Origin of the sequence: Nitrosomonas sp. Nm34 (genome assembly GCF_900113925.1) — a bacterium.
Classification (GTDB): Bacteria; Pseudomonadota; Gammaproteobacteria; order Burkholderiales; family Nitrosomonadaceae; genus Nitrosomonas.
The window spans coordinates 33,523-45,754 of sequence record NZ_FORD01000001.1 but is presented as its reverse complement, the minus strand read 5'-3'; the positions used below and the strand labels follow the sequence as shown (position 1 = coordinate 45,754).

The 12,232-nt window shown below is 47.9% G+C and carries 11 protein-coding genes; all 11 read left to right on the top strand.

Annotation, left to right across the window (positions count from 1 at the left end; translation table 11 throughout):
• Window positions 1–59: 59 nt before the first annotated feature.
• The 11 genes from BM283_RS00240 to BM283_RS00190 all read left to right on the top strand — a co-directional run bounded on the left by BM283_RS00240 (window position 60) and on the right by BM283_RS00190 (window position 12,209).
• The gene (locus BM283_RS00240; RefSeq protein ID WP_074902688.1) at window positions 60–353 is read left to right on the top strand and encodes a hypothetical protein; all 294 of its coding nucleotides are present in this window, start codon (window positions 60–62) and stop codon (window positions 351–353) included.
• Window positions 354–473: 120 nt separating this feature from the next.
• Complete coding sequence (locus BM283_RS00235; RefSeq protein WP_090687616.1) at window positions 474–1,265, top strand: TapB family protein; 792 nt, start codon at window positions 474–476, stop codon at window positions 1,263–1,265.
• Window positions 1,266–1,466: 201 nt separating this feature from the next.
• A complete protein-coding gene (locus tag BM283_RS00230; protein ID WP_090687613.1) occupies window positions 1,467–2,264 on the top strand; it encodes a bestrophin-like domain in 798 nt (265 codons plus the stop codon).
• 586 nt (window positions 2,265–2,850) lie between these two features.
• Window positions 2,851–3,060, top strand: a complete 210-nt coding sequence (locus tag BM283_RS00225; protein ID WP_090687611.1) for a hypothetical protein — start codon at window positions 2,851–2,853, stop codon at window positions 3,058–3,060.
• A gap of 43 nt (window positions 3,061–3,103) precedes the next feature.
• On the top strand, window positions 3,104–3,673 hold the full coding sequence (locus tag BM283_RS00220; protein ID WP_090687607.1) for a lipid-binding SYLF domain-containing protein: 570 nt from the start codon (window positions 3,104–3,106) through the stop codon (window positions 3,671–3,673).
• Window positions 3,674–3,709: 36 nt separating this feature from the next.
• Window positions 3,710–4,576: a DUF2092 domain-containing protein gene (locus tag BM283_RS00215; protein ID WP_217646383.1), complete on the top strand. Its 867-nt coding sequence runs from the start codon at window positions 3,710–3,712 to the stop codon at window positions 4,574–4,576.
• Window positions 4,573–5,355 carry a hypothetical protein gene (locus tag BM283_RS18535; RefSeq protein WP_090687601.1) on the top strand — a complete coding sequence of 261 codons (783 nt, stop codon included), beginning with the start codon at window positions 4,573–4,575 and terminating at the stop codon, window positions 5,353–5,355. The genes BM283_RS00215 and BM283_RS18535 overlap by 4 nt, the downstream gene beginning before the upstream one ends.
• 178 nt (window positions 5,356–5,533) lie before the next feature.
• On the top strand, window positions 5,534–6,469 hold the full coding sequence (locus BM283_RS00205) for a transporter (protein WP_090687599.1): 936 nt from the start codon (window positions 5,534–5,536) through the stop codon (window positions 6,467–6,469).
• Window positions 6,470–6,830: 361 nt separating this feature from the next.
• A complete protein-coding gene (locus tag BM283_RS00200; RefSeq protein ID WP_090687596.1) occupies window positions 6,831–7,892 on the top strand; it encodes a sulfotransferase family protein in 1,062 nt (353 codons plus the stop codon).
• 73 nt (window positions 7,893–7,965) lie between these two features.
• Window positions 7,966–10,725, top strand: coding sequence for an MGH1-like glycoside hydrolase domain-containing protein (locus BM283_RS00195; protein WP_217646382.1), 2,760 nt, complete (start codon window positions 7,966–7,968; stop codon window positions 10,723–10,725).
• Window positions 10,722–12,209 carry an alpha-amylase family glycosyl hydrolase gene (locus BM283_RS00190; protein ID WP_090687594.1) on the top strand — a complete coding sequence of 496 codons (1,488 nt, stop codon included), beginning with the start codon at window positions 10,722–10,724 and terminating at the stop codon, window positions 12,207–12,209. The genes BM283_RS00195 and BM283_RS00190 overlap by 4 nt, the downstream gene beginning before the upstream one ends.
• The last annotated feature ends 23 nt before the right edge of the window (window positions 12,210–12,232 follow it).

Genomic DNA, 12,232 nt, shown 5'->3' with positions numbered 1-12,232 from the left:
AGTTGTTCCCGCTAGGACTACCAGAGTGATTTTTTTAAATCCATTATCAGGAGGAGAACATGAGCGAGAATGAGAAAGACCTTGGCGTCGCGATGGCGCTTTTGGAGAGATTTACCACGCAGACACTACCAAGAGCCCTTGAAATCAAGGAAAGGGTTGACCGCGGAGAGCAATTGTCGCAGAGGGATATCGACTTTCTCCAACTAACTTTGACTGAGCGAGCTGAAGAGATTAAACCTCTCGTTGAGCGGCATGCGGAATATCAAGAAGTATACGCACAGGCGGTGCATCTTTATAAAGAGATTACTGAGCGGGCACTCCTCAATGAGGAAAAATCATCACCCCCTACCTAGCTTCAATTGGTTTGACGAAACCGTAAAAAAGAAGTGTTTGTGAATTGTAATCAGTGGAGGATAAAGGATAATCGAATTCATCACCAAGAATTTTTGGCCTATCAACCAGGAGTTAAACCAATGAAAACACTGATACAGTGGTCTTCTCTGTTTGTATTTATGATTCTTGTGCTTCTAGGAAGTTTCGCTCAGTCGGCAGAGAATGGCTCGCGCATTCTTCCTTTGGAAGAGCAGGATCGTCTTGCGATTGAGAAATATCTGGGAAAGGAAGTTGTCGGGCAAGCTATTCCTGCACCGGCACTGGTTGATACTAACCGGTATCTGAATCTGAGCGCTGGCAATCGAAATTACCGGCTCGTGAGCGGGCCGGATACAGATAACATCGAGCACCATCGGCCTGCCTTGCTGAAACAGGACGCCAATAAGACTGCCTGGCGATATGATACAGGAGCTAGATTCATCTATTATATTCTTGGAAAGAAGGATGGAAATTACGTTGTTACTGGGGTTACCGATAACGAGGAAAATGTTTTTATACAGTATTCGCCTCCCAAACCTTTTATGCTGAAAGGGCTCGCTCCGGGCGAGCAGCGCAAGATACAAACTGAAATGAAGGTTTTTGAATTGAGCAACCCGGACAAACAAATTCATACGGGTATACTGGATATCGGCTACCGCTACCTCGGCGCCTATAAAGTCACAGTACCGGCAGGCAGTTTCGATGCCGTTTTGATTAAATGGACTTTCAATGGAAAAGTAGGTCCTGCTTCGCTTAATGATACTCAATATAGATTTTTTGCGGCAGATGTCGGCATGATTGCATCTATTGAGCAGATGAAGGTTTCAGCTACACTCCTTTATAACAAACAGAGGAAAATTGCGAAAGTACTGGTTGACAAGCCAAAATCCTGAGAAAGTTATCTGACAACCATATGATCTACAACGACGTAGCATGATATGCTTTAGCTTATGGGAATTATCTTATATGACTAAACTAAACACTGTAATTCACTGAACTTTGCTGTTGTAGCAACCGCTGGGGAATAGTATGCGAAAAATCTTGCCTTACGGGAATGGAAATGGAAGATTATATTATGTCGGGTACATTGAGAGATGAATTTCGTTCACTTTGCTACTGACATTGCTCATGTTTCCGGTTTCTCTGCACTAGGGTTATTCATTGGCCTGCTGCTTGTTTTTGGGATTGGTCGATATATAGGTGTTCGATGGCTTCTGGCAACGGAGAGTGAACACACTTCCGCGGGGCTACTCGATGGTGCCATCTTTGGACTGTTAGGATTACTCATTGCTTTTACCTTTTCCGGAGCCATTTCACGATTTGATGACCGGAAAGAGATGGTGATCACTGAGGCAAATGCCATCGGGACAGCTTATCTCCGCCTGGATCTGTTGGCAGTCGAGATGCAGCCGGCACTGCGCGCTTTGTTCCGGCAATACCTGGATGCCCGCCTGGAGATTTATCAAAAATTACCCGATCTGAAGGCCACGGAAGTAGCTTTGGTTCGCGCGAATGCGCTGCAAGGCGAAATCTGGTCTGCAGCTGTAAAAGCCTGCGAAGTAACAAGCTCGGTGCCAACGACCAATCTGTTGTTAACGGCGTTGAATGAAATGTTCGATATCGCTACGCAACGTACTACTGTGGCGTTAGAGATGCACCCCCCGACAATCATCTATGTAATGCTATTTAGTTTGGCTTTAATCAGCGCGGGATTGGCTGGCTATACCACAGCAGGCATCGCAAAGCATAGCTTAACCCATATGGTGGTATTCGCCGCAATCATCGCGATCACAGTCTATGTGATCCTCGATATCGAATACCCTCGCTTAGGACTGATCCGGGTCGATTCCGTGGATCGGGTACTGGTAGACCTAAGAAAAAGTATGGAATAAGTTTGAATATCAATGCATGCCATAAGAATTGATTAAGGCTATAGATGGCTATTTGTTACCACAACACAGACGTAAAACCAGTCTATTAACAGATAATCTGCATCGGTAGCAGTTAATTGCATTTCCAAATTAAACAGGACACGAAGGCGAGCCGCAGACAGTATAAATAAATATGGCAAGGTGAAGTCGACAAAGCCGGTTTTAATTTAGAAATGGAATAACTTTGCAGATTTACTCTCTTTCTAAAAATACATTGCTGCTAGCTGAATGTATTCTGCGACTGAAGGCAGAAATGTAATCAGTTTCTTGAAGTATTGCAATGCATGGCTTAAATCCAAAAAGTCTTTTTTGATTATTTATCAATAAAACTTCCTACGTGTTTATACGTATTCTTTTAATGATGGTATTTCGGTAATCTGCTGAAATATACCTCGTAATAAAAAGCGTTTTTGGTTTTCTATAGATCAAAGTCTTTTATAGATGTGATTAGGAATACAGACTTACTAGTTAGTAACGATAACGTTTAGTATGTGTATTTGACTTGTTCGCTTCGTGTTCCTCATCTTTGATAATGGAGGACAAAAACATGGCTAAACAGGAAAAAAACGTCGTTAAACACCCAAACGATACCGGTATTGGACTGCGAGATAACTCCAGCTTTGAGATTCGTGAAGCGATGATTAGCAATGCTGCGTTTTACTTCGAAGCAAAGCGTGCCTGCACTCATGGATTTGATCTTGATTGCAAGGTTGTAGCTGAAGTGGAAAAACTTAAGCGCAGAGTGGCTAAATTATAGGGATCAGTATGAAAACCAAATCAAACTCGATAGGAGAGCCAATATGAGAGCCAACTTAATCATCTACTTGATTTTGATTACAGTTTCAGTATCGATGTTAGTAGGTTGTGAATCTACTGGCGGTAAGGAAGCTAATTCATCGGCTGCAGCTGAAATTGATCGTGAAGTCGATATTGCTTTAGCACAGCTTTTTCAAACGACGCCTGAGGCAAGAGATCTGGCAGCACGTGCGAAAGGTATTCTGATATTTCCGCATATTATTAAAGCAGGATTTATCGCGGGGGGGCAATATGGAAAAGGTGCTATGCGTCAGGGGAGAAGGACAACTGGTTACTATAACATTGTAGCTGCCTCATACGGTTTGCAAGCAGGAGCACAGACGTTTAGTTATGCAATGTTTTTCATGAATGATGCGGCACTTAATTATCTCGAAAAGAGCTCGGGATTTGAAGTCGGGGTAGGTCCGAGTGTCGTCGTTGTAGATGCTGGGATGGCCAGAACATTAACGAGTACGACACTCAAGGATGATGTCTATGCATTCATCTATGGGCAGCAAGGTTTAATGGCCGGCTTGGGTTTGCAGGGGTCAAAAATTACCAGGATTACACCATGAGGGGAGTGCAACCTATATAGTTAAAGGAGATAGCCTGTGAAGAGCAAAAGACAAATGAGAATAGGGGCAGCATTATCATTGTTGTATTTGATAATCCTGACTACGCCAGTGGCTTGGGCACAGAAGCAAGCACAGGAGGAATCAGAACTTTCAAAAAATTCATCAATAGGCTTACAAATAGCCAAGGAGCAAGCAACAGCCAAGGATGCGCTTACCCGCATGGCCGAATTTCTGGCAAAGGCGCAGAAATACAGCGTTAACATCAAATCGAGTTATGAAGTGCTACAAGAATCCGGTCAAAAGATTGAATTTGGCGAGAACCGTAAAGTCATTGTGAACCGCCCTAATGGGTTGCACATAGAAGCGGAGCATAGTGATGGCGAGAGACATCTTGTTCTGTACGACGGCAGGCAAATCACTGTGTTTACTCCGTCTGAGAACGTTTATGCCCAGGCAACCAAACTCGGCGGCATTGATGAAGCAGTTATGTATTTCCTTAGAGATCTCGGCATGACATTGCCGCTCGCCCTGCTCGTTACAAGCCGGCTTCCGGAAGAGCTCGATCGCCGCACTCAAACACTCGATTATGTAGAAGAGACGGTTATGGATGGGAAACCCGTTCATCATGTGGCAGGGCGCACGGAAACGGTCGATTATCAAGTATGGATTGCCGAAGGAGCTAAACCGTTGCCGCTTCAGATCGTGTTGACTTACAAGAATGTAGAAGGCCAACCAGATTACCGGGCGAAATTCTCCAACTGGAATCTGGACCCTAAAGTCAAAAATACCCTCTTTACATTTACCCCACCTAAGGAGGCGCGGAAGATTGCCTTTGTCGCGCAATTGCCTAAAACTGTGCTTCAAGGGTCAGCCAGCCCGGCAGAAACAGGAGAACAGAAATGAACACCAAACCTTACTTGTTCATTACCATTATCACGATCGCATTCATTTTTTTGATTGGCACCGTGCATGAGACTGCCGCGCGTGTAGGCGGGGGAGGTGGGGGAGGTGGAAGAGCATCTGCCAGCGGCGCAAGAGCGGGCGGTGGTGGTGCGAGGGCAACCGGTGCTGGTTTTTCCCGTAGTGGTGCTGCCGCAAGCGGCAGCTTTTCGTACAGCTCATCCCGAGGAGCAGCAGCAAGATCGGGCGCTCCAGCAGCTTCTGCATCGAGAACAGCCAGCCGATCGCAAGCTGCGCAGACAAGGGCGACGGGCCGGGCAGAGACCCGGGAAGGACGCCAGGCAGGTTATACGGAACGTACCGATATTCGCCAGCAGCAACAAACCGCGCGGGCGGGAGAACGGACTGAGCGAGCAGGGGAACGGACGGAACGAACTCAAGCCAGAGCAGACACCAGGGAGAGTTATGCGGGGCACTATTATGATGAACACGGGCACTACCATGATGATGACGACTGGGATGACGGTGAAGTTGCAGCGTTGGCGATTGGTGCTGCAGTAGTGGGCGGAGTAGTCGGGTATGCAGCGGGTCAATCAACAGCGACGCCATCCTCTACCGTCGTCTACAGTGCGCCTCCATCATCGGGTTATGCTAGCCTGCCCTGTTCTCCCTACACAACTGTGGTGCAAGGGGTGACCTACCACCAATGTGGTTCTACCTGGTACACTCAGGCTTACGGGGGAAATGGCGTTTCGTATGTGCCTGTAGCAGCGCCTTATTAAGTAGTTGGTGGAAGAGGCTGCTACTTTCATTAAATAGATTAAGTATATTGGAAGATCAAATTTATATTAGGACGAGGTAATGCCCCGTTCTTTGGGGTAATTAACTTAAAAACTAGCTTAATCCATTGTCTTGAAGCCATCTGGTCGCGCTGTTTTCAATCTATTGGTACAGACTCGGATGAGTAGGCTTTATAGGTTTGAAAGTCTGAGGTTAACTCGTTTTGCGGCAATGGTGCTTGCATTGGTTGCTCTAAGTGCTAACGGGCAGGTCATCGAGCCGCGCACTTATACTAATGCGCCAGTAGGACTAAATTTTCTGGTTACTGGTTATAACTTTATCGGAGGCGGGGTAGGTACCGATCCAGCCCTGCCGATTGAGAATACCAAGGTTGAAATCCATTCAACGTTTTTTGCTTATGCTCGCTCCTTGGATTTCTTTGGTAAATCAGCAAAATTCGATGTAGTGCAGCCGCTCTCTTGGGCATCAGGCAGTGCCACAGTTACGGACCAATCTCGCGATCGGGAAATATTTGGGCCTGCCGACACAAGATTCCGCTTTGCAGTCAATTTCTTTGGCGCGCCTGCACTTTCTATGAAAGATTTTGTAAATTATCGGCAAGATACGGTTATTGGTGCGAGCGTAGAAGTGACCGCACCCAGCGGGCAGTACAATGAAGATAAGCTGCTCAATATCGGCAATAACCGCTGGTCGATCAGGCCGGAGATTGGCATTTCAAAGAGTTTGGGACCTTTCATATTGGAGCTTGCCGGAAGTATCCAATTTTATACTGCAAACAATGATTTTCTTGGTAGCAGAGTGCGCGAGCAGGATCCTGTTTATTCTCTGCAGGGGCACATTATCTACAGTTTTGGCAATGGTATCTGGTTTGCGGTGGATGGTACTTTTTTCGCCGGCGGACAGACTATTGTGGACGGAGTGAAAAGTGGCAGCAAGCTAGAAAACTCACGGGCAGGTGTAACGCTTTCTTTGCCTGTGAGTCGGCATAACTCGGTCAAACTTTTCTTCAATACAGGCGTCTCAGTTCGTACGGGTAGTGATTTCAACGCAGCTGGAATTAACTGGCAATATCGTTTCGGTGGAAATATTTATTGAGACATTAGGGAGTCATGATTTATCTGAAACTTCTTTAAAAGCCTTGCGCTGCAGCTGTCTGCTAAGGCTGGGTACTTCAGTATTAAGCGCATCGAAAACATATTTGAACCCAGCGCTGGTAATACTGCATGGATGTTAGATGCAAAGAAGTATACCTATAGAAAATTTAGGATTATCAGTGAGATGGGATAGATAATGCTGTTTTCATTAAAAAACTGAAGTATGTGATTTGAATCAGAATAAGTTTGTTGATTCTTCCTATAGAATACTTCTACGTATTTATACGTATTTTCTTAACCAGCATATTTGAATAACCTATTCCCATATCATATTCCAATAAATTTAGTAGAAAGGTGTGGTTATGAAAAATAATCAGCAGGTGACTCAACTTTCACGCTTTCCTGATTTCTTCGTCATAGGTGCACCGCGTTGCGGTACAACATCTTTCTGTCGATACCTCGCACGAAACTCGCAGATATGCTTTTCGCAACCCAAAGAGACCTATTTCTTTAGTCAGCTTGATCATGATTTATCCGAGAATGAATTGCGGCGGGATTATCTAGACCGCTATTTCGCTCATTTTACTGCTGATTGTCGCGCCGTAGGTGAGGGTACCGTGACATACCTCTATCAGCCCGACGCTATCAAACGAATTCAACAATTTAACCCTAATGCACGGTTTATCGTTTTAGTGCGCGATCCGCTTACCATGCTACCATCGTATCATCAGCGTTTGCGATATCTGCTGCAAGAGGACGAACCGGATTTTGAGAAAGCGTGGGCGCTTCAGCCGGCGCGAGCGCGAGGGGAGAATATCCCGAAGCGATGTCTTGATACCCGGTTACTGGCATACAGTGAGATCGCAAAATTTGGTGCACAAATTCAGCAACTCTACGCCATCACAGGACGCGAACGAACGCATGTGATCGTTTTCGATGATCTCGCGGCCGACCCGCTGGGTGTCTATCAGCGTGCCCTCGAGTTCCTTCACGTCGATTACGACGGACAGACCCGCTTTGAGCGAAAATACCAGAGCCGTATGTATCGGTATCGCTGGCTGCAGCAGTTACTTTATCTGCCAGTGATGCGCCGTGGAAAAGTAATCGATACCCTGCAGCGTCGTCTATCCCATTACAATCAGGATGGTTCAAAGCGTCGCAGCCGGATCAGCCGATTGGTTACTTGGAATACGATTCAGGCATCGCCGGTGCCGCTGTCTCCTAGGATGACTGCTATTGTGCGCGAGACGCTGCAAGCTGACATTCAGCTTCTTTCCAGCCTAATCAATCGTGATCTGAGTACATGGCTCGTCGCAAAAAAAGATTATGCTACCTATCGCTTGCTGCCCTATTGGAAGAAGGCGGTATCTGTTCCGACAAAGGCAGGCTGCCAGCAATGTAAGTTTTCTCCGAAGTTGGAATAATAGCATAGGCAATACTGGTTGCTTGAGTAACTTGGCTAAGTTATCGGTATAGCTTGATAAAGCGGAGAATCAGATGTCAATGCAGAAAAATAATCCTGAAAAGAAGCGATTGGATGAATCCAGACGATATAGCCAAACGGAAGGGACTGAAGGCATCCCATGGAAAAAGTGGGGGCCCTATCTTTCGGAGCGTCAATGGGGTACTGTGCGCGAGGACTATAGTGAAGGAGGGGACGCCTGGAATTTCTTTACTCATGATCAAGCCCGCTCACGTGCCTACCGTTGGGGAGAGGATGGTATCGGAGGAATTTCTGATGACAAACAGCGGCTTTGTTTCAGCCTGGCACTCTGGAATGGAAAGGATCCCATCCTGAAGGAACGTTTGTTCGGTCTCACCAACAGCGAGGGAAATCATGGTGAGGATGTGAAAGAGTACTACTTTTATCTCGACAGCACGCCGACGCACTCGTACATGAAGTATCTGTATAAGTATCCTCAGGCAGCCTATCCCTACGCTGATCTGGTAGAGACGAATCGTCACCGTTCTCGCAGCGAGTTCGAGTATGAGTTGATCGACACGGGTGTTTTCAATGACGATCGCTATTTCGATGTCTTCGTGGAGTATGCCAAGGCCGGTGCGGAAGATATCCTGGTGAAGATCACAGCAGCTAACCGGGGGCCAGATGCGTCCGAACTGCACCTTCTGCCCATACTGTGGTTCCGCAATGACTGGGCGTCGTGGATTGCACCATCTAACCGATCTCCTGAGAAACCGAACATTAAGCAAATCAAGGTGGCTTTGGGTGCGAGCGCGGTCGAAGCGAGGCATCCGTTGTTGGGGGAATTCATCTTTTCTTGTGAAGGCGAGGTGCCGCTACTATTCACCGATAATACCACGAACAATGAACGACTCTTCCCTGGATATCAAAACGAGAGTCCATACGTAAAAGATGGCATCAATAACTACGTGGTGCAAGGCCAGCAAGATGCGGTCAATCCCGCGAAGCAAGGCACTAAGGTCGCAGCGCACTATCACTTTAATGTGGATGCTGGGCAGACCGCAGTGATCCGCCTGCGGCTGTCTAAAATCGCTCAGGAACAAAGCAGTCCTTCCTTTAATAAGCATTTTGATGCAATTTTCGCTGAGAGGCTCAAAGAAGCGGATGATTTTTATCAGTCTGTGACACCGCCTTCATTGAGTAAGGATGCTGCCGATGTGATGCGCCAGGCTATTGCCGGCATGTTGTGGAGTAAGCAGTTTTTCTTCTTCGATGGCGACAATTGGCTGGATGAACACCACTCGAATCCTCTCCACTCCGGATATCGAAGCGCTCGTAACTCGGAGTGGTTTCACATGCTGAACGAAGACATCATTTCCATGCCCGATAAGTGGGAATATCCCTGGTATGCAGCCTGGGATCTGGCTTTCCATACGCTACCGCTTTCGATCGTAGATCCCGATTTCGCCAAAGAGCAGTTAAAACTGATGTTGCGCGGCGTTTACCAACACCCCAGCGGTCAAATTCCCGCGTATGAGTGGAATTTCAGTGATGTGAACCCGCCGGTCCATGCCTGGGCGACCTTATTCCTGCACCGGACCGAGCAAGCTATGAACGGTGGAACAGATATCGCTTTTCTTAAATCAGCTTTCAATAAGCTGCTGCTGAACTTTACCTGGTGGGTGAACCGCAAGGACCGATTTGGTAAGAATGTGTTTGAAGGCGGATTCCTCGGACTCGACAACATCGGCATTTTCGATCGTAGCGCACCTCTACCTACAGGGGGGCACCTGGAGCAGGCGGATGGCACCGCCTGGATGGCGCTGTTTAGTCAGAACATGCTGGAGTTAGCCGTTGAGCTTGCTGCCCATGATCCTGCCTATGAAGAAATGGTACCTAAATTCGCTGAGCATTTCTATTATATTGCCAGGGCTATGAACCGGCCTGGCAAGGACAGTATGTGGGATGAGGAGGACGGTTTTTACTACGACTTGCTGCGGTTCCCCGATGGCAGTGCCACACGGTTAAAAGTACGTTCGATGGTAGGGTTATTGCCGCTGTGCGCTACGACCATTATCGAGAAGTGGCAGCGGGAGCGCGTTCCGCGGGCGGTAGTTCAGCTGCTGGAACGCTTTGAGCGTATGCCGGAGCTTCTCGAGACGATTCATCCTACAGGGCCGGAGCATCAAGGCGTGGCTGGACGAGGCGTGCTCGCTTTGCTTAGTCCCGAGCGGTTGCGCCGGATTCTTACTACGATGCTCGACGAGAATGAATTTTTGAGCCCTTATGGTATTCGCTCGATTTCCAAGTTTCACGAGCAGCATCCGTATGTATTTCACGTGCAAGGACAGGAATATCGGGTGGATTATCTGCCGGCTGAGTCGAATACTGGCATGTTTGGCGGCAACTCCAACTGGCGCGGCCCGGTGTGGATGCCGGTGAATGTGCTTATTATCCGCGCTTTATTGAGTTTTTATCTTTATTACGGTGATCACTTCAAAATTGAATGTCCTACTGGCTCTGGCAAAATGATGAATTTGTTTGAAGTGAGCAAGGAGATTGCTGATCGGCTCGCCCGCATCTTCCTCAGGAATGAACAAGGCAGGCGACCAGTGCATGGAGGTGGCGAGAAATTTCAGACTGATTCCCACTGGCGTGATTACATCCTGTTCTACGAATATTTTCATGGTGACAATGGGGCTGGATTGGGCGCCAACCACCAGACCGGTTGGACTGGGCTGGTGGCGAAGACTATCCAGTTATTCGGACTGCTTGACGCCGAACGGTTCCTGGAATCGGGCAGGCAGGCTGCATTCAAGAAAAGCGAGGTATGAATGCCTGGCCGAAGTACCCGCTGATCTATGAAATCAACACCTGGGTGTGGCTAGGTGAGTTGGCCCGTAAGTCGGCACGACAGTATACACTAGCGTCAGTCCCTGATAGCGAGTGGGATCAGATTGCTTCATTCGGATTCGATGCGGTCTGGTTGATGGGCGTGTGGGAACGGAGCCCTGCTAGCATTGCCATATCGATGCGCAACGAAGGTCTGCTTGCAGATTTTCGCCTGGCCCTCCCTGATTTTTTGCCGGAGGACAATGTGGGCTCACCTTATTGCGTGCGTCGCTATATGGTGGATCAACACCTGGGAGGAACGGAAGGATTAGCGATTGCCAGAAGCAAACTCGCTGAGCGAGGGGTACGTTTGATTCTTGACTTTGTGCCGAACCACGTTGCTCATGATCACTTATGGGCCCTTGAGCACCCGGAATACTTCATTCAGGGAACTCAGGAAGATCTGATACATGATCCTCACTCATTTGTGTCCGTCAACAGCCGTGTGTATGCTTGTGGGCGTGACCCTTACTTTCCCGCCTGGGAAGATGTGCTTCAACTGAATGCGTTCAACGCTGGCCTGCGCGATGTTGTCATCGCAACATTAAATGATATTGCGGACCAGTGCGATGGTGTGCGCTGCGACATGGCCATGTTGCTGATGAATACCATTTTCCACCGAACATGGGGTGATCGCGCGGGTCGAGTTCCAGAAGTTGATTATTGGCTGCAAGTGATTCCAGCTGTGAAAAAGAAGCATCCACAGTTCCTGTTTATTGCCGAGGCTTATTGGGATAGGGAATGGGCACTGCAGCAGCAAGGTTTCAACTATTGCTACGACAAGCGTCTTTATGATCGCCTTGAGCATGATACTGCCGAGAGCGTTTACCTGCATCTCTGCGCCGATCTGCCCTATCAGGAAAAGCTCGTTCGTTTTATTGAGAACCACGACGAACCGCGCGCTGCTGCGACGTTTACTGATCAGCAAGCACGGGCTGCTGCAATAACGTTTGCGACATTGCCTGGTGCGAGGCTGTTTCACGAAGGACAATTCGAGGGACGCCGTGTAAGACTGCCCGTGTTCCTGCGCCGCCGCCCCGATGAAACCGTGGACCAGAATTTTCAGAAGTTTTACTACACCCTTCTTGAAGTCCTCCGCAGCCAAGACTTTCAGGAGGGGGAATGGAGACTGTGCGAACGAATCGGCTGGCCGGACAATGATAGCTACCTGAATGTGGTCGCCTGGTGCTGGCAAAAAAATACTGATCGCCACCTGATTATCGTTAATCTCTCAGCAAGCCATTCTAAAGCGAGGGTGAGATTGCCGTGGACGGATCTCGTCGGACATCCCTGGCAGTTGAGCGATCCGTTGCAGACAAGGGTATTTGATCGGTCGGGTGATGAACTTCAAGTATCAGGTTTGTACGTAGAATTAGAACCATGGGGTTATCACCTTTTCCACTGTGAGCGTAATTGGTCGAGCTGAATTCGGGAGACAGCGGATATAAC

Coding starts and splice junctions, on each gene's coding strand:
- BM283_RS00240 (WP_074902688.1), top strand. CDS start 60: ATGAGCGAGAATGAGAAAGACCTTGGCGTCGCGATGGCGCTTTTGGAG.
- BM283_RS00235 (WP_090687616.1), top strand. CDS start 474: ATGAAAACACTGATACAGTGGTCTTCTCTGTTTGTATTTATGATTCTT.
- BM283_RS00230 (WP_090687613.1), top strand. CDS start 1,467: ATGAATTTCGTTCACTTTGCTACTGACATTGCTCATGTTTCCGGTTTC.
- BM283_RS00225 (WP_090687611.1), top strand. CDS start 2,851: ATGGCTAAACAGGAAAAAAACGTCGTTAAACACCCAAACGATACCGGT.
- BM283_RS00220 (WP_090687607.1), top strand. CDS start 3,104: ATGAGAGCCAACTTAATCATCTACTTGATTTTGATTACAGTTTCAGTA.
- BM283_RS18535 (WP_090687601.1), top strand. CDS start 4,573: ATGAACACCAAACCTTACTTGTTCATTACCATTATCACGATCGCATTC.
- BM283_RS00205 (WP_090687599.1), top strand. CDS start 5,534: ATGAGTAGGCTTTATAGGTTTGAAAGTCTGAGGTTAACTCGTTTTGCG.
- BM283_RS00200 (WP_090687596.1), top strand. CDS start 6,831: ATGAAAAATAATCAGCAGGTGACTCAACTTTCACGCTTTCCTGATTTC.
- BM283_RS00195 (WP_217646382.1), top strand. CDS start 7,966: ATGTCAATGCAGAAAAATAATCCTGAAAAGAAGCGATTGGATGAATCC.
- BM283_RS00190 (WP_090687594.1), top strand. CDS start 10,722: ATGAATGCCTGGCCGAAGTACCCGCTGATCTATGAAATCAACACCTGG.